The organism is Paenibacillus sp. GCM10027626 (genome assembly GCF_042676285.1).
GTDB lineage: Bacteria > Bacillota > Bacilli > Paenibacillales > Paenibacillaceae > Paenibacillus_Z.
Genome location: NZ_JBHTHC010000006.1, coordinates 291385 through 312588, shown reverse-complemented (window position 1 = coordinate 312588; position 21204 = coordinate 291385). Strand labels below are relative to the sequence as shown.

At 49.5% G+C, this 21204-nt stretch carries 20 protein-coding genes; 5 read left to right on the top strand and 15 right to left on the bottom strand.

Going from position 1 to position 21204, the window contains the following annotated elements; all coding sequences use genetic code 11:
• Positions 1-17: 17 nt before the first annotated feature.
• The 3 genes from ACFQ0N_RS14475 to ACFQ0N_RS14465 are packed head-to-tail and all read right to left on the bottom strand — an operon-like array spanning position 18 to position 3222.
• A complete protein-coding gene (locus ACFQ0N_RS14475) occupies positions 18-1103 on the bottom strand; it encodes an efflux RND transporter periplasmic adaptor subunit (RefSeq protein WP_379327203.1) in 1086 nt (361 codons plus the stop codon).
• Positions 1104-1147: 44 nt separating this feature from the next.
• Positions 1148-2512 carry an ABC transporter permease gene (locus tag ACFQ0N_RS14470; protein ID WP_379327201.1) on the bottom strand — a complete coding sequence of 455 codons (1365 nt, stop codon included), beginning with the start codon at positions 2510-2512 and terminating at the stop codon, positions 1148-1150.
• The gene (locus ACFQ0N_RS14465; RefSeq protein WP_379327321.1) at positions 2509-3222 is read right to left on the bottom strand and encodes an ABC transporter ATP-binding protein; all 714 of its coding nucleotides are present in this window, start codon (positions 3220-3222) and stop codon (positions 2509-2511) included. The genes ACFQ0N_RS14470 and ACFQ0N_RS14465 overlap by 4 nt, the downstream gene beginning before the upstream one ends.
• Before the next feature lie 138 nt (positions 3223-3360).
• On the opposite strand from ACFQ0N_RS14465, the gene ACFQ0N_RS14460 reads away from it, so the two are divergent.
• Complete coding sequence (locus ACFQ0N_RS14460) at positions 3361-5484, top strand: DNA topoisomerase III (RefSeq protein WP_379327199.1); 2124 nt, start codon at positions 3361-3363, stop codon at positions 5482-5484.
• 99 nt (positions 5485-5583) lie between these two features.
• On the opposite strand, the gene ACFQ0N_RS14455 is transcribed toward ACFQ0N_RS14460, so the two are convergent.
• Together ACFQ0N_RS14455 and ACFQ0N_RS14450 are read right to left on the bottom strand one after the other, a co-directional pair.
• Positions 5584-6501, bottom strand: coding sequence for a hypothetical protein (locus tag ACFQ0N_RS14455; protein WP_379327197.1), 918 nt, complete (start codon positions 6499-6501; stop codon positions 5584-5586).
• On the bottom strand, positions 6446-7048 hold the full coding sequence (locus ACFQ0N_RS14450) for an RNA polymerase sigma factor (protein WP_379327195.1): 603 nt from the start codon (positions 7046-7048) through the stop codon (positions 6446-6448). Before ACFQ0N_RS14450 ends, ACFQ0N_RS14455 begins: the two co-directional genes overlap by 56 nt.
• 187 nt (positions 7049-7235) lie before the next feature.
• Between ACFQ0N_RS14450 and ACFQ0N_RS14445 the strand changes: the two genes are divergently transcribed.
• Positions 7236-8186: a copper amine oxidase N-terminal domain-containing protein gene (locus tag ACFQ0N_RS14445; RefSeq protein WP_379327193.1), complete on the top strand. Its 951-nt coding sequence runs from the start codon at positions 7236-7238 to the stop codon at positions 8184-8186.
• Between the two features lie 968 nt (positions 8187-9154).
• Here ACFQ0N_RS14445 and ACFQ0N_RS14440 read toward each other — a convergent pair.
• On the bottom strand, positions 9155-10039 hold the full coding sequence (locus ACFQ0N_RS14440; RefSeq protein ID WP_379327191.1) for a sugar phosphate isomerase/epimerase family protein: 885 nt from the start codon (positions 10037-10039) through the stop codon (positions 9155-9157).
• Between the two features lie 109 nt (positions 10040-10148).
• The gene (locus ACFQ0N_RS14435; RefSeq protein WP_379327189.1) at positions 10149-10580 is read right to left on the bottom strand and encodes a hypothetical protein; all 432 of its coding nucleotides are present in this window, start codon (positions 10578-10580) and stop codon (positions 10149-10151) included.
• A gap of 257 nt (positions 10581-10837) precedes the next feature.
• Between ACFQ0N_RS14435 and ACFQ0N_RS14430 the strand changes: the two genes are divergently transcribed.
• Positions 10838-12271 (top strand): GNAT family N-acetyltransferase, encoded by a 1434-nt coding sequence (locus ACFQ0N_RS14430; RefSeq protein ID WP_379327187.1) that lies wholly within the window; start codon positions 10838-10840, stop codon positions 12269-12271.
• Between the two features lie 34 nt (positions 12272-12305).
• Here the strand turns inward: ACFQ0N_RS14430 and fosB are convergent, their stop codons facing one another.
• Complete coding sequence (gene fosB / locus ACFQ0N_RS14425) at positions 12306-12728, bottom strand: metallothiol transferase FosB (protein ID WP_379327185.1); 423 nt, start codon at positions 12726-12728, stop codon at positions 12306-12308.
• Between the two features lie 211 nt (positions 12729-12939).
• On the opposite strand from fosB, the gene ACFQ0N_RS14420 reads away from it, so the two are divergent.
• Together ACFQ0N_RS14420 and ACFQ0N_RS14415 are read left to right on the top strand one after the other, a co-directional pair.
• Complete coding sequence (locus ACFQ0N_RS14420) at positions 12940-13797, top strand: pentapeptide repeat-containing protein (RefSeq protein WP_379327183.1); 858 nt, start codon at positions 12940-12942, stop codon at positions 13795-13797.
• A gap of 435 nt (positions 13798-14232) precedes the next feature.
• Positions 14233-15006 (top strand): SDR family NAD(P)-dependent oxidoreductase, encoded by a 774-nt coding sequence (locus ACFQ0N_RS14415; protein WP_379327181.1) that lies wholly within the window; start codon positions 14233-14235, stop codon positions 15004-15006.
• 520 nt (positions 15007-15526) lie between these two features.
• On the opposite strand, the gene ACFQ0N_RS14410 is transcribed toward ACFQ0N_RS14415, so the two are convergent.
• The 7 genes from ACFQ0N_RS14410 to ACFQ0N_RS14380 form a co-directional block, all read right to left on the bottom strand.
• The gene (locus tag ACFQ0N_RS14410; protein ID WP_379327179.1) at positions 15527-17146 is read right to left on the bottom strand and encodes a S8 family serine peptidase; all 1620 of its coding nucleotides are present in this window, start codon (positions 17144-17146) and stop codon (positions 15527-15529) included.
• A gap of 150 nt (positions 17147-17296) precedes the next feature.
• On the bottom strand, positions 17297-17806 hold the full coding sequence (locus ACFQ0N_RS14405) for a DUF4188 domain-containing protein (protein WP_379327177.1): 510 nt from the start codon (positions 17804-17806) through the stop codon (positions 17297-17299).
• Between the two features lie 7 nt (positions 17807-17813).
• On the bottom strand, positions 17814-18452 hold the full coding sequence (locus tag ACFQ0N_RS14400) for a TetR/AcrR family transcriptional regulator (RefSeq protein ID WP_379327175.1): 639 nt from the start codon (positions 18450-18452) through the stop codon (positions 17814-17816).
• A 164-nt stretch (positions 18453-18616) separates the two neighbouring features.
• Positions 18617-19033 carry a VOC family protein gene (locus tag ACFQ0N_RS14395; protein WP_379327173.1) on the bottom strand — a complete coding sequence of 139 codons (417 nt, stop codon included), beginning with the start codon at positions 19031-19033 and terminating at the stop codon, positions 18617-18619.
• A 72-nt stretch (positions 19034-19105) separates the two neighbouring features.
• Positions 19106-19744: a DUF2306 domain-containing protein gene (locus tag ACFQ0N_RS14390; RefSeq protein WP_379327171.1), complete on the bottom strand. Its 639-nt coding sequence runs from the start codon at positions 19742-19744 to the stop codon at positions 19106-19108.
• 180 nt (positions 19745-19924) lie between these two features.
• The gene (locus ACFQ0N_RS14385; RefSeq protein WP_379327319.1) at positions 19925-20503 is read right to left on the bottom strand and encodes a DoxX family membrane protein; all 579 of its coding nucleotides are present in this window, start codon (positions 20501-20503) and stop codon (positions 19925-19927) included.
• A 465-nt stretch (positions 20504-20968) separates the two neighbouring features.
• Entirely contained in the window at positions 20969-21169 is a 201-nt protein-coding gene (locus ACFQ0N_RS14380; RefSeq protein ID WP_379327170.1) for a hypothetical protein, read from the bottom strand.
• Positions 21170-21204 lie beyond the last annotated feature (35 nt).

Sequence of the window (21204 nt, the reverse complement as noted above, 5' to 3'; positions counted from 1 at the left end):
GCAATCGCATTACACACTTATTCAATCACAACTTTATCGCCCGGCTTCAGCCCTTCCAGCACTTCCGTCTTCTCCGACGTTTCCATCCCCACTTTAATGTCCTTCCGCTCATACTGACCATTGCCTTTATCGAGCATGACATAGTAGGCATCCTTATCCCGCATGACTGCGATTGTCGGCACAACCGTTACTTTGTCGCGGCGCTCCGTCTCGATCTGTCCATTCAATGTCAGTCCGGCAATCAAATATTCATTCGATTCCAGCGTAATCGTCACCTCAAACTGCGCGGCCTGTTCCATGCTGTTTTGATCCGTGCCCGTTTTGGCGAACTTGGACACCCGCAGCACCTTGCCTGCCAGCTGAACCTCCTTCATCGCATTCATCTTCACCTGCACAGACATGCCCGGTTTAATGTGAAAGACGTCCTGCTCGCCGACCAGAGCGATGAATTGCAGCTTGCTCAAATCGACAATTTTGCCGATATACTGGTCGTCCCCTACAGCTTGCGGGCGTTTCGCGGCAGTGGTGTCATACAGGAATATGCCGGACGCCGGGGCATAATATTGCGCTTTGCCCAGCAGTGCTTTTTTCTGGTCAAGCGATTTGCGCTGCAGCGATGCCGTCACATCGCCGAGCTCCCGGTTCAACCGAGCAATCTCCTTGTTGACCAGTGTGCGTTTGCGGTCCGCCTCTGTCGCTTCCAACGTCAAATCGCTGTCGCCAAGCTGCGACATATAGGTTTGCAGCTCTGTCTCCAGCTTCGCTTTCCGCATCGAAGCTTCTTCCTGTTCGATTTCATTTTGCAGATGCGTCTGATCAAGCGTGAACAGCACGTCCCCTTTTTTCACCTGCTGCCCGTCCTCGGCCTTCCATTCTTTGACCTTGGAGCTGAACGGGGCATAGACCGGGACCTCCTGCTCATACAGCGACTTCCCTTTAACTTCAACTGTATTGACCAGCGACTCCTCCGTCACATCAAAAGAGATCGCCTGTGTACCGACAGCTTGCTCCATCGGCTTTTTCGGCTGCGAAATTGTATATAAAACATAGCTGATCGCAATGAGGATTACACCGATTACGATCCACTTTATTTTTTTCTTCATTAATTCGTGCCACCCCTTTTCTCGTTACATATGCCGGCCGTTTACTAATCCCGGCGGATTGCGGTCAGCGCATCGGTGCGCGACGCGCTTACTGCCGGATAAATGCCCGATATTACGCCTGTCAAAATAGCAAAGCCCATCCCGACCGGAATCGCTATATATGGTATAAATATAATGACTGCATCCTGACTGTCGCCGCCGGCCATCATATGGATCAGCGCATTGATGCCCCACACGATCCAATAGGAGAACAGTACGCCAAGCAGACCGCCAAGGAAGCCAAGCAGCGCCGCCTCCACAATAAACATATTGCGAATTTGCCGCAGGTTGGCGCCGAGCACCTTCATAATGCCGATCTGCCTTCTGCGCTGGTAGGTCGACATCGTCATCGCTACTACAATGGAAATCGAGGCGATAATCAGAATAAAGATCCCCCCGCCTAAAGCAACTGCCTTGAAAATGCTGAACTGCTCGGCCAGCCGTTCCTTTTGCTGCAGATTGGTCTGCGTCGCCAGGGTCAGCTTTTTAATTTGCCGCTCAACCTCTTCGACATGCGCTTGATCATCTACCTTGACGAGTACGGAGCTGTACGTTTCCTCTTCCGGCTCCCCCCGGCTCAAACCGAGCTCCCGCCTGAGCATTCCGGCCGTCTCTATGGAGATGTAAGCCTTCTTGTCATAGATGACCGTTCTTTCATTGGCGCCGGCAGGCTTTTTCAATATGCCGCTCACCCGCAGAGGAGAGCTGGTCTTTTGCTTTCCGTCCGAAGCGAAGCTATTAAACTGGATTTGGCGCTGGAACAGCGGCGCCGGCAGCCGCATCATTTTGTCGTATTGCTCCTGCAGCTGCTCGTCATAGGGATTGCGCCGCAATTGCTCCAATAGCTTGCTGCGCGTCTCCTCATCGACGAAGCCGAATGTCGCCCCATAGCTCAGGACAATGGTGCCCGGCAAATCGGCCACCGCCCCCTGCATAAACTGATGATCGAATTTTTCCAGCGTCTCCATATCTGTTCCGACCACCTCAATATGGCTCCTGCGGTCATCCGTCGTGATTGCTCCCAGGTAGTCCAGCTGCTGGAACGGGGCCGCCGCTACCACATGCGGGAGGTTTCTGATGACCTTGAGCTTCTGCTCGGTCAGCTGGCCGCGCTTCAACAGCTCCTCTTCCTCACCAGAACCTCCGCTGCTATTTTGGGCAACTCCGCGATCGGCCGAGACGGTGATTTCGTCCATTTTAAAAAAGCTGTTCATCTCTTGCTCAATATAATTTTGCGCCGACTCCCCGATGCTCATCGCCAAAATAATAGCCGCGCAGCCGATCGACAAGCCAGCCGCGCACAAAGCCGTCACTACTTTCCGTCTGCGAACCTGGTCCCATGACAGCCGCGTAATGTCGCGCACTCTCATCCTGAATCCCCCCCTGCCGCAGGTACACTCTCATCCGCCATGCGCTCATTGATCAAAAAGCCGTCGCGCAGCGAGATGATATGCTGCGTCTGCTCTGCAACCTCCCGCTCATGCGTTACAATAATAAAGGTCGTCTTCATCGCGCTGTTCAGTCGCTTTAAAATGGCAATGATCTCCTCTTCCGTCTTCGTATCCAGATTGCCTGTCGGCTCGTCCGCAAAAATGACAGAAGGCTCGGTGATTAAAGATCGCGCAATACTGACGCGCTGCTGCTGGCCGCCGGACAGCTGAGAGGGAAAGAGCTCCGCCTTCTCCGGGATGCCGACCTGTTCCAGCAGCTCCAGCGCTTTTTTCTTGCGGATCGACGGGTGTACCGATTGAAAGACTAGCGGCAGCTCCACATTTTCCCGTACGGTCAAATTGGCGATCAGCTCATACGCCTGAAAAATAAAGCCGATATGTTTGCGCCGAAACTCGGCCAGCCGGTTTTCATTCATCGTCACGATATTGTGACCGGCTATGTAAATGCTTCCTGCTGTCGGCTTCATCAGCCCTGCCATCAAATTAAGCAGCGTCGATTTCCCTGAACCGGAGCTGCCGAGCAGCGCAATGATTTCCCCTTCCTTGACCTCGAAGCTGATATTATGGAGCACGGGCGTCGTTTCTGTGCCGTTCTGGAAGGAATGGGACAAATCTTGTATACGCAGCAAAGCTATCATTCTCCTTTCCTCTTTATCTCACCCCACTGAATGTCTACACTAGTATTACGGTGCGCCGATATGAAAAGTTTGGATATGGCCGGATTATGGTATAATCAATAGCAATGAAAGGAGTCGACTACAGAACGCATGAAAACTCTCATACTGGCGGAAAAACCGTCCGTAGCACGAGAAATCGCTCGTGTGATGGGCAGCCGCGATAAGCATAAAAGCTTTATTGAAGGCCCTAAATATGTCGTGACCTGGGCGCTGGGCCATCTGGTCGGACTGGCGGAGCCGGAGGACTATGATCGTAAATTCAGCACTTGGGAGCTCGAGGATCTGCCCATTCTGCCGGATAAGACAAAGCTGAAGGTACTGCGGGAAAGCAGCCATCAATTCAAGGCTGTACAGCAGCTGATGCGCCGCCCGGACATCACCTCGCTCATCGTCGCTACCGATGCCGCGCGCGAAGGCGAGCTGCTCGCCCGCTGGATTATCGACATGGCCAATTGGAAAAAGCCGTTCCAGCGGCTGTGGATTTCCTCGCAGACGGACAAGGCGATTAAAGAAGGCTTCGCCGCATTGAAGCCGGGCAGCCAGTTCGAGCGGCTCTATCACTCGGCCCGCTGCCGCGCCGAGGCAGACTGGATGATCGGGCTTAATGTAACGCGGGCGCTAACCTGCAAATTCGGCTCCCCGCTTTCAGCAGGGCGCGTGCAAACGCCGACGCTAGGCATGATTATGCAGCGGGAGACGGAAATTTTATCGTTCCGGTCCGAGGAATATTTCACCTTGCGCATCGATACTGATTCTTTCGAGGCGACATGGCGGGGAGCAAACGGGGATGCGCGAATTTTTGACGCCGAGAAAGCGAAGAGCTTGCAGGCAAAGCTTACCGGCAAAAACGGAAAAATTACCTCGCTCAAAAAAAGCGAGAAAACCGTCCCTCATCCGCTGGCCTACGATTTGACCGAATTGCAGCGGGATGCGAACCGTCTGCTCGGCTTCTCGGCCAAGCAAACGTCCAATGTGCTGCAGCGGCTCTACGAGCAGCATAAGCTGGTCACTTACCCGCGGACAGACTCGCGCTATTTGACATCCGATATGGTGGACACGTTAAAAGAACGGCTATCCAGTGTTGCCGTCGGTCCTTACGCTGCGCTGGCCCGGCCATTGCTGCGCAGTCCGCTGCGTCCTGGCAAACGGGTCGTCGACGACAGCAAAGTTACCGATCACCATGCCATTATTCCTACAGAGCAAACCGTTCTGCTGAATGCGCTAAGCACAGAGGAAAGACGGCTGTATGATCTGATCGTCAGAAGATTTCTCAGTCTGTTTTACGGTCCGGCGCGCTTCGATCAGGTCAGTGTCGCGATCAGCATCGACGGCGAGACGCTTCATGCCAAAGGGACAACGATGAAGGATAGCGGCTGGCGGGCTGTCTACGACAACCAGGCTCTCGATGATGAAGACGGCGAGGACGAGCAGGACGAACGCTCCGTCACGCTTCCCGAGCTGCGCGAGGGCGAAGCTGTTGCTGTGAAGCAGTGCCGCTTGCAAAGTGGCCGCACGTCGCCGCCCAAACGCTACACCGAAGCTGCGCTGCTCACTCAGATGGAAAAGCACGGGCTGGGGACACCGGCCACGCGCGCCGATATTATTGAGAAGCTCGTCAGCTCCGATACGATTGAGCGGCAAGCCAATACGCTGCATCCGACAGGCAAGGGCAAGCAGCTGATCGAGCTGGCGCCGGCCGATCTGCGCACGCCAGAGCTGACGGCGCGCTGGGAGGCGGAGCTGGAGCGGATTGCCCGCGGACAAGGCAAGCCCGAACCGTTCCTGAAAGGAATTCGCGAGATGGCGCAAAGCCTTGTATCAGGTGTCAAAAAGAGCGACGCCACTTATAAGCCGCATAATGTCTCGAATCGCCATTGTCCGGACTGCGGCACCCGGCTGCTTGAGAAAAAGTCCAAGCGCGGCCTGATGCTTGTCTGCCCGAGCGAAGATTGCGGCTATCGCAGCTCCGGCGACAAACGGCTAAGCAACCGCCGCTGCCCGACCTGCCATAAAAAAATGGAGTTGAAGGAAGGCAAAGCAGGGCTCTACGTACAGTGCTTGCCATGCGGAATTACCGAAACGGTCAACAAAGACAGCAAGCATATGAACAAGCGCGAGCAGCAGCGCCTCGTACAGCAGTACAGCAAAAAACAGGAGTCTATCGGCTCCAATCTTGGCGATCTGCTTAAAGCAGCAATGGAAAAGAAAAAATAGCAAATAACACAGGGAAGCGCCCTTCGGAATTGTACGCATCACATATGCATAACAATCCTGAAGGGCGCTGTTATGTTGCCGGCTTTGGCGTGTTTTATTTTATTGGCTGACGAACTCCTCTGCCGCGGCTAACAATTGCCCGGAACTGACAAATTGCGGCGTTTCCGTACTTACCTTATAAAAGACCGCGCGCTCCCCCTCACCGTCGATCCACATCACTTCCAGCTCGCCTGTCATCTGATTGGCAATGAGCAGCGCCTCCATGCCGCGGACCTTGGCCTCGCTTACATGCTTCTCTTTAAGGTCGGTAAATACGGTGCGCCAGCGTTCTCCCTCTGCATCGGCGAATACCCGGATTTCACCGCCGGCCGTTCCTTTATAGAGCAGCGACAACCCTACCCGGTCGCCAATATCGATCGGAGCATACGCGAAGCTTTCCTGTGAACGCTCCGCCTCCGCCTTCAACTGCTCCATCAATCCCTCATCCGGATGGCTATGGCCGCTTATGAAGTTGCCTTCAGCAAATTGGAAGCCGTCTCCAAGCTGATCAGGAACACGAACAGGAAGCGCACTTTCCTGCCGCAATTGAGCAGCGGAATCAAACATGGCGGGATTGTCGATCGAAAAGTACCGCCCCGCTTCTCCGGCCTGCGATGGCTTTTCATAGAAAAATGCGGCAGTCCCCTCCGGCAGCAGCGCCTGCTTCTCGGCAAAATCCTCCCGGCTGCTGACCGGCTCATCGCCCGGCTCAAACTGCCGGTAATCCATCACGACACGGCCATCCTCCCGCTGCAGCTTCCAAGACAATGTCGCATAGCCAAAGCCGCTAACAACGATAAACACAGCGGCCAGACCGATGATATAGGCCGGCTTGCCGCGAAGTGCCCGCGCCCGCGTGGAGCGTGCCGCCCGCTCCCGCACCGCGCTCATTACACGCGCTGTAACATCGATTGCCGGAAGATCATGTTCGAATAAAGGGATACTCGGCTGTTGAGGAAATGCTTGTTTTTCTTTCATAGGATTGCCCCTCCAATTCATTCCATATTGTGCGCAGCTTCGTTTTCGTTCGCTCTACCTTTTTGCGCAAGGCTGGACAGCTGCTGTTCAGAATTGCGCTGATCTCCTCATACGGCCTCTCTTCTATAACGCGAAGAACGATCAATGACCGCTCCAATGGCGTTAGCCGCTGCAAGGCTTTGTCGTGCATTCGCTTAAGCTCATCCCGCTCTACCTTGTTATAGCCGTCTTCCTCTACGGCTGACTCACTCTGGAATTTGAGCAATCCGTTAATGAGCGTCCACCGTTTTCGCTTTTTCAGGACATTCATACAATGATGGTAGGCGATCTTGTACAACCAGGCCGAAAAGGATTGCTCGTAGCGGTAGCGCTCCAACTTCTCGAATGCCTTAATCAGCACCTCCTGCACCGCATCCTCCGCTTCCTCCCGCTGTACGAGCAGATGATAACAGTACACAAACAGCTGCTGCTGATAGCGCCGCACGATTTCAGCATAACACTCGGTATCGCCATCCTTTATCGCCCTTAACAGGTCCTGTTCGGTCATCTCGCGCACCTCCCTTCTCTTGCCCGTGTGATACTTATATAACAACCGGTATCCATTTTTGTGACATGCTAATTTGCGGCTTCTTGCTTTAAAGCACTGCTGCTGCAGGCATATTGGCAGTTTTTCAGCTTGTGGTATAATCATTGCAGTGCGCTTTTATCATCCAATAGGAGGAATTGTAGCAAAGATGAAGAAGAAGCTTCTACTACTCTTCATGGCGGTCCTCATGGTCGCCACGGCTGCGCCTGCCATCGTGTCCGCAGCCATCCCGATCCATGTCTACGTGAACGGCGAACGCATTTCATTAATAAAACCACCTATTATTCAAAACGGCAGTATCCTTGTTCCGTTCGCTCCAGTATTCAAAACGCTGGACTTTATCGTCGACTACGACCCGGAGACGAAGGTCATCTCCGCAATTAAAGATAAGCTCAAGCTCAGACTGATTATCGGCAGCAAATATGCCTACGTCAATGGCCAGAGGGTACCGCTGACGATAGCGCCGCGGGCAACTAACGGCATAACGTTCGTTCCGCTCCGCTTCATAAGCGAGGCAGCCAAGCTTAATGTACAGTATGATCCCAACAATCGTGTCGTACAGTTGGGCAAACAAGTGAAAGTTCCTGCCCGCAGTAAAGACGAAGCAGCAATCAAGGATTTCCGCAATGCCACTTGGGGAATGACGGCAGGTCAAGTGAAAAAAAGCGAAGGCCTCAAGCTTGTTCATGGCGACTCCAGCGCACTTATGTACAAAGGGAAAGTCGCTGCCTTAAATGCTGACATTTTATATTACTTTATCAACAACAAGCTTACAGCCGGGCTTTATCAGGTTAATAACACCAGCGCAGCCAACATTGTAGCAAACTACAAAGAGCTCAAAGCGGTCTTTACCGACAAATTCGGGGCTTCGGAGAATGCTTCCGACGTGGTGTGGCATGATGAAGAGCCTGAAGGCGAGATCAGCACTTTAGATTGGCCAGCCTATATTTCCCAAGGCCGGGCCGTATTCTATTCCCAATGGGAGACCGACACGACTGTCATTCACCTGATTGCGAGTGGAGAGTCGGGCAAAACCTCGCTCATTGTCATGTATGAAAGCAAAGAATTCAAATGGCTGATGGATACGCAGCAAAAATGAGAAAAACCTTCTCTTCAAGGGTCTGATTGACCGCCCTTGATAGAGAAGGTTTTTTAAGCGGGGGAATGAGGGCATGCGGACCTACGGAGGCTTTCGATTTTCTATGGACAACGTTTTTTTGCCGCAGAGGCGGGCAACTGTGAGCCATGCGGACACACGATCCGTTATTTTGTCGAAACCCGGCTCATTCGGAGGTTTCGCGGACACACGATCCGTTATTCGTGGATTTTACCGGGTTTTCGGGGCGATTTGATGCCAATAACGGAACCACGGTCCGCCGCCCTGCTTTTTTCGCATATTTGTTCACAGATAACGGAACTAGGGTCCGCTCGGCCTACTTCCGCCAGTATTTTTAGTTATTTATAGATAAATATCAGAAGTCATAAAATTTGAATTACTATATTTTAATGATGTTCTTGAATATTGCACTGTGTGAAAATTATTAAAATAACAATGAGAATGGACCAACATTCACGAAGTTTAAATCCTGCAAAATAAACGAGCGAATGGCATGGGCTAGCGTCTACAGGGATTTTTGCAGTTAGACGCTAGCCCATGATACTGCGCAGCATCATCAGAAGGGGAGTGACGAGCGGGGGCTAACGTAACACGGGAGGCTGTCGCTGGCCAACAAGTCCAAGAAGAGATATCCTAACATGTGAAGACGAGACTTGGATGGGTGAAAAAGACGCTCAAATGTTGCAGTTTCTGCAACAAATCGATGGCCGGAAGTAACTATGATCCCAATTGTTGTATGAAATGCAACAATCTGCTCCACCAGGGGGGTTAATGAGCGATGATTGTTGCAGAACGTACAACAATTCCGTCTAAAACAACAGAATGCGGGTTCTAATGTTGTATTTTCTACAACAATTGTACCGCGAACCTTTCCAAGTTATGGCGTACTGAAAGGGACTCGATTATACATGATTATTCGACCTCCATAGACACGCTATTGGCAAAAATAATCAGCTATTATTTCGCTGGACCTGCTCCCATAATCCGCGCAAAAATCCACTTGATTCCCCTAATGTCGGGACAACGCCTTCTTCCAGAGAAATATCGATTAGCGGCTTATGCTGCTGCAGCAGCTCGAAAAGCAGCGGATAATTCAGCTCGCCTTTTCCAACCATAGCGTACGCCTTTTCACCCTGTTCATTCATCTTGAAATCTTTGACGTGAATAAGCGCGATCCGGTCAGACAGCTGGGTAAAAGCATCGCGCAGCACCTCGTCCTGCCGTTCCACATTATGCCGGTCCAGCAAATTGACAGGGTCTAGTACGACGTGAACGGCCGGGGACGCTACTTCCTCAATAAGACGTTTCATAAGGGCAGTTGATGCTACTGTATTCGAAGCTACCGGCTCGATACCAATAAGCACGCCCCATTTCTCCGCTTCCTCTGCCAGCTCCTCGACCGTCTCCCGCAGTGTATTCCACCCCTTCTCAATATACTTCTCCGGGTAGAGCTGCTCGTAGGTGCGCAGATCGCCGGTTTCAGTCGCAACAATATGCGTCCCAAAGGCACGCGCATACTTCAAATGCTCCTTAAACCGATTAATGCCATCCCGCCTAATTTCCGGGTCCGGATGGATCGGATCGATATAACAGCCCAGCACGCCTATTCTTACGCCTTGCGACTGAAACTGCTCCGCTATATGATTGGCCAGCCCCGGGCTCAGCATGCCATACCGATAATCAAAATCGGTAAGCGCCTTAGCCAGAGCCAATTGTACAAAATTAAAGCCATGCTCATGAACCAGCTTCGCCAAATCACGGCTTTTCATTTTTCCGAATGTATGTGCAAGTATTCCAAGATTCATCATGATTTCCCGCTCCTCCCAAATTTTCATCCTTAGACTCCACTCTACTTCGCTATATGCCGGCAAAGTCCTTCAAAAATCTGCAAATGAACAGCAATAAGGGCTGCGCCCACTAACTGAGCACAACCCTTTATTGTTCTTATTTTGCAGCCGGAGACGGGAATTGATCCAAAAAGGCGTTCCAGTCCTGTAAGCCGGCCTCTGTCTCCTTAGCTCCAGTATTGAATTTTATCTTTTCCGTTATCGCCAGTCCTTCTTTAATTTTGGCAAGCAGATCTGTCCATTCTTTCTTCTCCAGTTCCTGCAAACAATACTGGATGAAGCCGTTAGCATTGGAGAAGTAGGAAAAATGAAGCCCGTTATAATGAAAGGTTTCCACTAGGCCTTTTATATATTCCTGCGGAAACTTGTGCTCAATGCTGTCGCTTATTTTTGTCAAGCTTTGGTTTTGCGACATGAGCAAATTACGTATCTCTTCTTTTTCCATATCATTCTTTTTAATAGTTGTACCCGTATAGTACGCCCCCACAGCTATAACTATTGCAAGCACAATCGATATTGCTATCCTCATTCGTTACCTCCTGGAAGTCTTCTTGTTTGCCCGGCTTTTTCCAGCGTATCAAACCGTTTTATATCAGTCAACCGTCCTCCCAGCGCCCTTCCCCTCATAAAATTAGTATGACAAGCACGCTCATATAAGACCTGTTATGTTCAACTCCAGCGGTAGAAAACAATTATAACCATGCTGTATCTTGATCCTCTTATCTATTTTCTCAACAATATGGAGTAGGCTATCATGATATAGCCAGCAAGGAGGCAAGAACACCAATGATGTCTTTAACAAATATGCTGCGCGGGCTGAAAGACGATCTTCCCGCCAGAGCACTGCTTGCTTTATGGGAGCATGATGCGGAATCTTTGCGATTTTGGCGGGCTAGCAGCAACTTTGTATACGTATTCGAACTTCACGGAAAGCCGTATTATTTGCGTTTTATCCATGAGGAGGATCAATCGCGTGTGCAGCTTGAAGCTGAACTAAACTTCATCCATTATTTGCTGAAGCAAGGATATGCCGCCGCGCCGCCCGTCCGCTCTTTAAGCGGTGAATGGATAGAAACAGCCGAGACAGATCACGGTACCTATTATGGCGTTGTATTCGCCCAAGCTGCGGGCGTTTCATTGGCGATAGAACAGATGTCGGAGCAGCAGCTTTATCAGTGGGGACAGTCACTCGCCACTCTCCACCATCTATCTGCCGCTTATCCCCGTCAAAACGTCCCTCACCAAAGCTGGAATGATGCGCTTGCCTTCATCTCTGCCACTCTGCAAAGCAGCGCGGCACGAATAGATTCGGAATTGCTGCCGCAGTTGCAGCATGCAGTCAACCGACTCCACAGACAATTTATGCAGCTTCCGGCAGGTACAGCGGATGTAGGCATCGTCCACTACGACTTTGAACCCGATAATCTCTTTTATATGGCTGATGAGACCAAGTATTGTGTGATCGATTTTAATGACGGGATGCTTCACTGGTTTATGATGGACATTACGTCAGCGATCCGCGGCCTCCTTGAAGTAAGCGACGAGTCCGCAGAATATAAGCTTCAGCTTTTCTTGAACGGCTACCGGTCAGTAAAAGAACTGGATGAACAGTATGCCAGCCTGCTGCCTTTATTCCAATCGTTCTCCGAGCTTTATACACTTGCCCGGCTGCTCCGCAGTGTTGCAGGAATGGAGGCATTGCCCGCATCTGCACCGGAATGGGCAGACCAACTGCGCGCGAAGCTCCTGGGCGTATGCGATCAAATAATGGCACGCTATCACAAGAAGATTGTGTTGCAGCCCGTAACCGCTGAAAACTGGTATGAATGTACACAATTAGAGGTGACTGCTGAACAAACAGCTTGGTTCCCGGTATCCTCCGTATACTGGCTGGCTGAATCAGCCTACTGCGGATTTACGCCACTTGCGATCTATGCCGGGGACCAGCTTGTGGGGCTTGCCATATATGCCGTCGACCCGGAAGACGGGAGCTACTGGATTATGGCTTTTTTGATCGATAAACAATTCCAGGGTCAGGGATTTGGCCGCGCGGCCATGCAGAGATTGATTCATTACATGCATGAGCGGCATCATTGTCCCAAAATTGTATTAGGCCATCGGCCAAACAATATGAGAGCAGCCGCGCTGTATGCTTCTTTAGGCTTTGATGAGGTTATGCGAACAGGACATGAAATAATACGGGAATTGAAGTTAAGCTGAATGGAGCAGCCGCGGCGGCATGAAATAATGCGAATTAGTCATAAAACGCCATATGCCCTTTCTCTTCCTTGTAATATGAAAGTCTGTCCTGCAGCGATCCAGTATGCAGCTCGAATTTATGGCCATCTGGATCAGTGAAGTATACAGAGCGTCTGTCACGCTCATCTCTGCTTCTGCCCGGCAATATATTGACCTGCAGCTGTTTCAACCGGGCAATCCATGAATCGAAATCTGCTTCTTCTACTGTAAAAGCAATATGTGTATACGAATGTTGAATCTCATTGCGCGGTATATCTTTTTCCTCATTGAGCGCCAGCCATATACCATTCAAATCGAAATAAGCCAAGCTTCTACCTTTTACTAGCAGCTTGGCTCCAAATACCTGCTCGTAAAATATAATAGATCTTTCCAAATCAGATACTGAAAACAGAAAGTGGTTTATTGCACCTATTTTCAATCTTGGTCTCCCCTTTTTGGACAGTAATATTAAGTAATACTTAGAAACACTTTCTTGCTCGAAGCTGTATCATAAACCTCCACTTTTTATCTTGATTTCACTATAATATTATTAGCAGAAAATAAGTATAAGCGAAAATTATCTGTACGCTCTATGGAAACACGATTAAAATATTTCTGAAAAAAACGCACCTACGGAAGGAACACGACCTATGTCTGACCATTCAAATATACCTGCACCGCAGCAGTTAAAAGCTGACTGTGAGCAATGCTTCGGCTTATGCTGTGCCGCGCTTCCTTTTGCCGCTTCCTCCGACTTCGCTTTTGACAAAGCTGCTGGCACGCCGTGTCATAACCTGCAATCATCGAGCTTTCGCTGCACCATTCACAGCCGTTTACGGCAGCAGGGCATGCGCGGCTGCACCGTCTATGACTGCTTTGGCGCAGGTCAGCAGGTGTCCCAGTTTACTTATGGCGGTCAAGACTGGCGGCAAGCTCCTGGGACGACACAGCAGATGTTTGACGTCTTTCCGAGGATGCAGCAATTGCATGAGCTGCTGTTCTATTTGTGTGAAGCACTTGAGCTGCGCGACACCTCGTCAATTACGGTCGCATTACGCGAAGCAATCGAAGAGACGATGCGCCTCACCCGGCTTGACCCTGAATCGCTGCTGGCACTAGATCTTCCCGCTTATCGAGCGAGTGTTAACAGCTTATTGCTGCAAACGAGTGAATTGGTGCGTGCGAAGCTCCGTAATATACAAGCCTCAACTGCAGCAGGTTCACGCCGGTTTGCCAAGCTTGGGCGCGGGGCTGATCTGATCGGCGCTAAGCTTCGCGGTGCCAATCTTGTAGGCGCCAACTTAAGAGGCGCCAATATGATAGCCGCCGATCTTAGGGGGGCGGATTTGCGATATGCCGATCTCATTGGTGCCGACCTGCGCGATGCGAATATTAGCGGCGCAGATCTCAGCACCAGCCTTTTCCTTACGCAATTCCAGATCAATGCCGCACATGGCGATGCCGCCACCAAGCTGCCGCCCCGGCTCGATCGTCCGGCTCACTGGTAAACCAGGGAGCGAACCGCTTTAAAATAGGCGGTTCGCCACCGCAACAACAACGATTTTTTGCCGCGGGAGCGGCCAATTTTGAGTCACCGGACAGACGATCCGTTATTTTGCCGAAAACGAGCCCATTCGGAGCTCCCGCGGACACACGATCCGTTATTCGTGGATTTTTGGCGGGTTATTGGGGCAATTTGAGGCAAATAACGGAACCACGGTCCGCGAACCAGTCGTTTGGGCACATTTGTTCACAGATAACGGATCTACGGTCCGCTCATACCCGCTTCACCCGCGCGTACAGATGTCCACAATCGGCGTTCTATTCCGCTATCTGAAGTATTGTACCACTTCTCTGCAAACAATAGCCCGGCAACTCTGATAAAATATAAAAGAAAGAGGCATACTAGTAAAACTAAGCGATGAGATGGGAGATTCCGAACCATGACTACACTGCTGGGCAAAACAGCTTTCATTACTGGCGCTGCCTTAGGCATTGGCCGTGCCTCGGCCATTCGATTGGCTCGCCAAGGGGCCGCGCTATGTTTAGTTGATAATCAAGCAGACCGTCTGCTTTCCTTAAAAGAGGAGATTGAATCTTTACAGGGTGAGGTGATGACCGTCACGGCGGATGTAACGGACAGCAATGCGGTCATGGATGCATTCGCACAGTTTGCGGCTTGGGGCAAATCACTCGACATCTTGTTTTCAAACGCCGGTGTCGCAGGATTGCTTACTACAATTGAAGATATGCCTGAAGAAGAATGGGACCGGATTATGGCGGTAAACCTGAAAGGCGCTTTTCTGACCGTTAAACATGCGATTCCGCTCATGAAGAAGAAGGGCGGCAATGTCATTCTAACAAGCTCGATACACGGAAATCGCATTTTCAACAGCTATGGGATGACTGTCTACTCCACTTCCAAGGCCGGCCTGACCGCTTTCGCCAAAGCCGCCGCCCTGGAGCTGGCACGCTACAAAATCCGTGTCAACGTTATTTGTCCCGGAGCAATCGACACCACAATCAATGATTGCCTCGTACGCTCTGACGCGCTCTCCGAAGTGATCATTCCGGTGGAATATCCCGAAGGCAAATATCCGTTTGGCGTCGGCAAAGCCGATCAAATCGCTGATCTGGTGGCGTTTCTTGCTTCAGAGCAAGCAAGCTACATCTCTGGCACTGAAATCTATATCGACGGGGCGAGATCATTAATTTGAGTGTTAATGTGTTAACCATCCCCGCAAGGGGCTGTCATTGCTTGAAATAAGGACTGTGTGGTATAATTCAAGTATTCAGTTTACTATTCACTTTTGTATTCAGTTTGACGGGCAACAAGCCTTCATTTATTACAGGTATATGGATCGTGCATCGAACCGTATACTGAAAAGAGCCCTTGCCGTTGGTAGCGACAAGGACTCTTTCAGGACATGAAAGGCTGTGGATTACCACGGCGCGCTAAAACAAAATCTTGGTTCAGCGAAATCCACCGTCTAGGCGTCCCAACCTAAGATGCGGTGGATTTTCGCTTGTTACGCTTAAATTTACGACGCACCCAACGATAGAGCTTACGAACACCAAACACAAGGCTTAGTATTGTCACAATCCAACGTAGAGCATCGTAAAACGCCACAAGTGCGACCATTGGCCTCACCCCCTTTCGGGAAGCTGCGCCATGGTCGAAATCATCCACCACAATTCTAGTCCATAGCTGATTATAGCATGTCTACCATTATTACTCTAGTAGCCCCTCCATTGCCCCCACTTTTGGGCGATATGGAGCCTGGCTTGTGTGCTCCGATCCGAGTACCAGCATTGTCCTTCAAGCCATTCAGGTACCGGATCAAAAGCAATACCAGTTAATATCTCAAGTGCATTGCACCTCGTTCCAAATATCGATACCCGTTGGAATTGGGCATCTTCATATAGTCCTGAAATAAGCGGCTCAATAAAACATTGCTTGTTTATTACCGCTGCAAGTTCTATTGCACAATACCGGAGGTTCAAATCGGGATCGGTAAATAACCTGCTAACTTCATCAGTGAACTCATCCCATAAGCTGGGGCAACGCCTTAAGGCAAATAATGCCCCCATTCGCAAATAGCTGCTATTAGCGCGGAGTAAATGACGCAAGTCATCGCTAGTAATTGTATCTGGGTTGAAAGCCAGTGTCGTTATCACAGCTGTACGGATCTTATCGGACTGGTGATCTAAAAGCACTCGTACGTGCTCTTCAATTTCACTGGATCGTACATCATCACAAAAGGACAATAACACAGAAGTAACAAGTTCCTCGTCCCGTTCCTGTAATGCCTTCAATCGCACTGTCTCCTTCTTGCTTTTCCAGCCATTCCATGTGGCGTACGGCAAGTCGGAGTTATCTCTTGATGGAGTACTATTCATAGCAGATGCAACATCAATCAATCCGGCATTCAATTCTTTCCAAGCATCACTCTTGATCGAGCTGTCTAATATTGCAGATTTTATCTGGCTTGCCGTCCAATCAGGATGCGCTTCCCAAACGCATGCCGCGCATCCCAATATAATGGGGGCAGCAAATGAAGTTCCTTCTGTTCTGGCATAGCCTTCAGGCAAATGATCGTACGCTGCAGTAGCGTGATTTTGTCTCTCTTCTTGTGACTGAAACGTCATCGGCAGCACCACATTTTCAGCAGGAGCGAGGATTTCAGGGATATTTTTGCCTTCAAACGTCTTGCCCCTGCAACCGTGATAGGGCTTGGCATCATAAATATCTAAGTGCTTCGGCATAATCACACCGCCGACAGATAATACAGACGGTGAGGATGCTGGCCCACTGCATGTTAAATCTATCGTGTTACCTGACGCTACGACCACGAGCAAACCATCGTGGACAAGCTGCTCGCATAGTATCCGAATCGGATCTGCCTGCCAAGGTAATAGACCCGTATCCCTAGTTGATGCAACTGTTAATACAACTCCGCGGATATTATACCGACGCCAAGATTTTCTAAGCCACTTTAGAGCAGCAACAAATTTTGATTCAATTTCTTCAACAGTGATAAAAGACCCTGTCTCGAGCAAAAAGAGATTAGCGTCAGGAGCAGCTCCAGCATAATGTCCTTGTGATAGCTGGCCAGAGCCAGCAGCCGCAGCTGCTGTCCATAACCCGTGCACTCCTCCGTTCCAAGGCATATTATCCATCTCCATTATCATTGGATGTGGATTACTTTCGGATGTTTTTACGATATAAGTGTTTCGACATGCATTCGCAGCAATGTCCGGATGGTTCGGAAATCTTCCATCCACCACAGCGATACCAACATTTTTTCCAGTGAGTTCCTCAGGAATCCGCAGAAACTCTCTAATTGATGGCCACATTATTCGATCACTCCCTCGTGCCAGCTTAAATTATACCGCGCAGCTATTAAAGAACCCCGCTGTCATCAGAGACACCGGGTTAGTCTTGCATATTTTTACCACCATGTATCTGCTAATCAAGGAGGTTATGCAAGAACCTTGCTGTCACTCCTACATCGGGTTAGGCGGCGTCGGAACTGCGGGATCCCCCTTCCGTCCCAGCCTTCTGCTTGCGGTTTCACGTTTGCCCGTAGCAGGAACATGAGCTCCCGCCTTGGCCAGGCCGAAAACAGGCATGTTGTTATATAAACATTCGTACTGCTCTTTTTCAACAAGATACGTCTCATGGTAAATACCAACAACGCCGCTTGTGCCAACCTTTTGATTGAAATTGCGCCAAGCCTGCAAATGGACCGCGCCATTTCTCGCATAATTCTCTAATTGCTCAAACGAGTTCCAATATTGAATGAGCGTCACACCGCGCCAAGATAGGTGATAGCTGGAGTCCAGGAAACCCAACTCTTTATTACGGTACAATTCCTGAATCATTGGACTCATGGCCATAAATGTCGGCAGCCACTTGTGTACAGCCCATAGCTTATTCACCCTCATTCCTATAATAAACACAACAAAAGAGTCTTCCATTTGTGCGGTATAGCGGCCAGGTTTAACCTTACTCATGATCACATCACTCCTCGTCTTTTTCCAGCAATGAAAGATGCGTTTCATAAAAACCTGCAATATCCGATGAGGCGTACATTTGGGCAGTTAGGAATGCACCGTAAAATATCGTAAACAACACTTTGACTGCCTTTTCCACCGTCACATCATTTCTTAGCTTTCCGTCCCCCTTTGCCTCCATCATAAACTGTTGAAACAAAGCGAACATATTGGGCGACTCGGCTCCAAGTTCCTCATGACCGGGAAACAGTAATCGAACCTCGGCTTCGCTCAGCTCCGGCATGCAAGGATGCATATGCTTCTCAACCAAAAAGGATATCAAGCTTGGAATTAACCCTGGGCTTTCCTTAGATTGTTCAGCTACGTTATGCAGGATATGTCTGACGGCCGTAAATCCCCGCTTACACTCTGCCTTAATCTCAATGATTCGTTCGGTCAACCATACGCGCATAAAATAGACGAGCAGGTCTTCCTTCCTCTGAAAAAATTTAAAGAAGGTAACACGGGACACCTCCGCTTTCCGGCAAATGTCGTCGAGCATCACATCCCTAAACATGCCATCTCCTATCAATGATAAAGTAGCTTCATAGAAAGCCACCTTTGTTCTTGCTTTTTTCAATTCTCTTAATGAAATATCGTTATGCATACTGCCCACCCTTAAATTAGCTTACTTCGATAAATAAATTAACATGAGTTAATTTATTTTGTCAAGATAAAGTGCTTGATGCTAACATAAAAAGCTGCAGCCCCGGTAAACGACCAGGAACTACAGCTTTGATTCCACTATATTTGGATCAGCTATTACACTTCTCAACCAACCGGCTGCTGCCAGACTTGAAACTTGTTGCCGTCCGGATCCTTGAAATTCAACTGCAGTCCGCAGCCGCCTTCATCACGCACCTCTTGCTCCATCCACACGCCCGACTCGCGCAGTGACAACTCCAATGTCCGGATATCGTCCGTCTCGAAACAGATGGGAAACATCTCGAATTGTGAACCATCCTCCGTCCAACCGGTCGTCGTGAAATGCAGCGGATGCCCTTCGGGACTCGGAAGGAGAAACAGCCATTGACCGCTGCCCATAATCATAATGGCTCCCTTTCCCGGCTTAATCGGTGAACGCAAGGTCAAACCCAGCACCTGTTCATACCAAGCTGCGGATGCAGCAACGTTTGTTACTGGAAGATAAGCACATTCTATTCGCTTGAGCAAAGCCTTCTTCGTCATCGATCGCTTCCTCCTTCGATTGAGTACTCCTTAGGGGCTACTCTACTTCTATATTAAGCGATCATGCCAGTCTTAGATAGCATTTTTCCGAAAAATCGTCCTGTTGACGATCTCCGCCAAAACAATGAGTATTACAATCGAGCCATATACACTGATCATATAGCTAACCGTGTAGGCGAAGCCGAATCCATTATGAAAAAGTGCTGCAATCAGATGAATGAACAGATTGGTAAAACAAAAAGCATAGCTGCGAACCATCCATTGCCGATGTCGGACGGTTTGCTTTTTTCTTATTTTAATAATGGCCACAACCGTCGTAACCATCCACCATATATTGAGCATATTAAAAGCTATGCTAACAGGTTTTCCTCCAGTGGAATAAGGCGCCATATAGCCGGATGTAAGATCTGTCCCGATAACAGCACCTACATATAGATAGCCCATTATTCGATGAAGCTTGCGATGATGATCCCTGGAAATTTTCCTGGAAAAATTGAATGCTCCAGCTATGGCGGCCGCACAAGCAAATATGATATGCACTTTCATGACGTCTAGCCATATTGAAGTGTTGATTGGACGTTTCGATCCGCTTTTGTGACTCAGAAATTCAGCAGCTTGCGGGTCATGAAAAAAGTTAATATAAACCGTGTAAACAATAGCGCCGATGGCGGCAGCAAGCAAGAAAAGATAGAGCTGCTTCTTACCGGACATTCCAAATACCTCTCTCTGTTCAATTGCCCATGCATAGGCAACTATGCTGTACTATGATGTGTCTAGTCTACTATAACAGAGAAGCAGATAAGGCACCATCACCATGCACGGTGGCATGGGGTAAAAAAGAGAAGCTCCAGCAACTTCCTGCCGGGGCTTCTCTCGCTTAATCTATTAAAATTACGACGAAATCGTCTGATCTTTCTTGCTGCGCTTGCGCATGTTCCATGGCGTTCCGAGGAATGGCAATGCCCATCTATCAAGGCCATACCAGCCGGCTACCTTCCAGGCCAATACGAGCCATGTAGCCAGAATGAATAATAGCGGATTCGTGCTCAGCGTTCCTGCGAACAGGAAGCTGGCGTTCATAAAGGCACCAAAGAAAGCGGCGACCCCCGTCAGCAAGCCTAAAATAAGCCCAAGGCCAACGAGTACCTCACCGAAAGCTACGCAATAAGAGAACAGCTTTGCATTCGGCAGCACCATATTTTCCAAGAATGATGCATACCAGCCCGAAACGTCTCCGCCGTTTTCCGCCTTGCCGAGCGCTCCTTTTATAAATCCGGTCAGACCTGCGCCAGCTTCACTGCCGACCCACTTCTCACTCGTAACTTTGCCCCAGCCTGCTGTCAGCCAGGCATAACCCAGATACAGCCGAATTACCAGCCAAATCAGACCCGATCGCGTGTTATTGAACAGGAAGTTCGAAACCGGGTTTTCGGGAATAATAATATTTTTCCCTTTCAATTCTTCCTTCATTGACAACTACATCAACCTCCGAATGTTAAAATTTTCATTAACCTCTATCCTAAGACCATTCCTGGAAATTGTAAAGCCCAGAAAATATGAAATTAGTACAAAGCGGCGGAAAATGTGTCTTTTCTCTTCAAAAACTCGTTATTGGCGGTTTATGACAATTAATCAGTTCTTCTTGACTATTAAATTAGTGCCTATGATTCAAGATTTATCCATTTATCATTGCAGGTGGAAGCTTTGGATGTTGTCTGCGATCGCTTCATTTTGTGGATTCAATATCCAATCAATGCACTTCCAGCCCAAAATTTCTTCGGAATAATTTCCAGTTATGGGGCTGCGTCGCCCCCCTCTTCCCCAAGCTCCACACTATATTCGGCTTTCCTGTATAAAGTTCTTCCAGCAACCGCCGCGCTCATCGCCAGCCGCCATGTTAACGTGCATATATTTCAACCCAAGCCGGCCAGTAGCCTAACCCAAGCGCGCACCTCTTCCCATCGTTGCAATATGCAGCGACTGCTCACGCACCGGAAAACGAAATCTCCCTCCTCTTATTTCAGCGCGGTGAACAGTCACCTTATCGCCTGTGAGATCAGCTTCATTGCAGGCAAGATTAGCCGCCAACACAGTTTGGACAGTGTTTAGCGCCTGTCTTCTATTGGATGAATTCATTCTTCCCCTCCAACTGCAAAAGTGAAAAACAGGCC

Bases quoted from the DNA above. Each gene is read 5' to 3' on its own strand.
- ACFQ0N_RS14415 (WP_379327181.1), top strand. From the start codon at position 14,233: ATGACTACACTGCTGGGCAAAACAGCTTTCATTACTGGCGCTGCCTTA.
- ACFQ0N_RS14395 (WP_379327173.1), bottom strand. From the start codon at position 19,033: ATGACGAAGAAGGCTTTGCTCAAGCGAATAGAATGTGCTTATCTTCCA.
- ACFQ0N_RS14380 (WP_379327170.1), bottom strand. From the start codon at position 21,169: ATGAATTCATCCAATAGAAGACAGGCGCTAAACACTGTCCAAACTGTG.
- ACFQ0N_RS14390 (WP_379327171.1), bottom strand. From the start codon at position 19,744: ATGTCCGGTAAGAAGCAGCTCTATCTTTTCTTGCTTGCTGCCGCCATC.
- ACFQ0N_RS14455 (WP_379327197.1), bottom strand. From the start codon at position 6,501: ATGAAAGAAAAACAAGCATTTCCTCAACAGCCGAGTATCCCTTTATTC.
- ACFQ0N_RS14385 (WP_379327319.1), bottom strand. From the start codon at position 20,503: ATGAAGGAAGAATTGAAAGGGAAAAATATTATTATTCCCGAAAACCCG.
- ACFQ0N_RS14460 (WP_379327199.1), top strand. From the start codon at position 3,361: ATGAAAACTCTCATACTGGCGGAAAAACCGTCCGTAGCACGAGAAATC.
- ACFQ0N_RS14470 (WP_379327201.1), bottom strand. From the start codon at position 2,512: ATGAGAGTGCGCGACATTACGCGGCTGTCATGGGACCAGGTTCGCAGA.
- ACFQ0N_RS14410 (WP_379327179.1), bottom strand. From the start codon at position 17,146: ATGTGGCCATCAATTAGAGAGTTTCTGCGGATTCCTGAGGAACTCACT.
- ACFQ0N_RS14445 (WP_379327193.1), top strand. From the start codon at position 7,236: ATGAAGAAGAAGCTTCTACTACTCTTCATGGCGGTCCTCATGGTCGCC.
- ACFQ0N_RS14420 (WP_379327183.1), top strand. From the start codon at position 12,940: ATGTCTGACCATTCAAATATACCTGCACCGCAGCAGTTAAAAGCTGAC.
- ACFQ0N_RS14450 (WP_379327195.1), bottom strand. From the start codon at position 7,048: ATGACCGAACAGGACCTGTTAAGGGCGATAAAGGATGGCGATACCGAG.
- ACFQ0N_RS14400 (WP_379327175.1), bottom strand. From the start codon at position 18,452: ATGCATAACGATATTTCATTAAGAGAATTGAAAAAAGCAAGAACAAAG.
- ACFQ0N_RS14440 (WP_379327191.1), bottom strand. From the start codon at position 10,039: ATGAAAATTTGGGAGGAGCGGGAAATCATGATGAATCTTGGAATACTT.
- ACFQ0N_RS14475 (WP_379327203.1), bottom strand. From the start codon at position 1,103: ATGAAGAAAAAAATAAAGTGGATCGTAATCGGTGTAATCCTCATTGCG.
- ACFQ0N_RS14430 (WP_379327187.1), top strand. From the start codon at position 10,838: ATGATGTCTTTAACAAATATGCTGCGCGGGCTGAAAGACGATCTTCCC.
- ACFQ0N_RS14405 (WP_379327177.1), bottom strand. From the start codon at position 17,806: ATGAGTAAGGTTAAACCTGGCCGCTATACCGCACAAATGGAAGACTCT.
- ACFQ0N_RS14435 (WP_379327189.1), bottom strand. From the start codon at position 10,580: ATGAGGATAGCAATATCGATTGTGCTTGCAATAGTTATAGCTGTGGGG.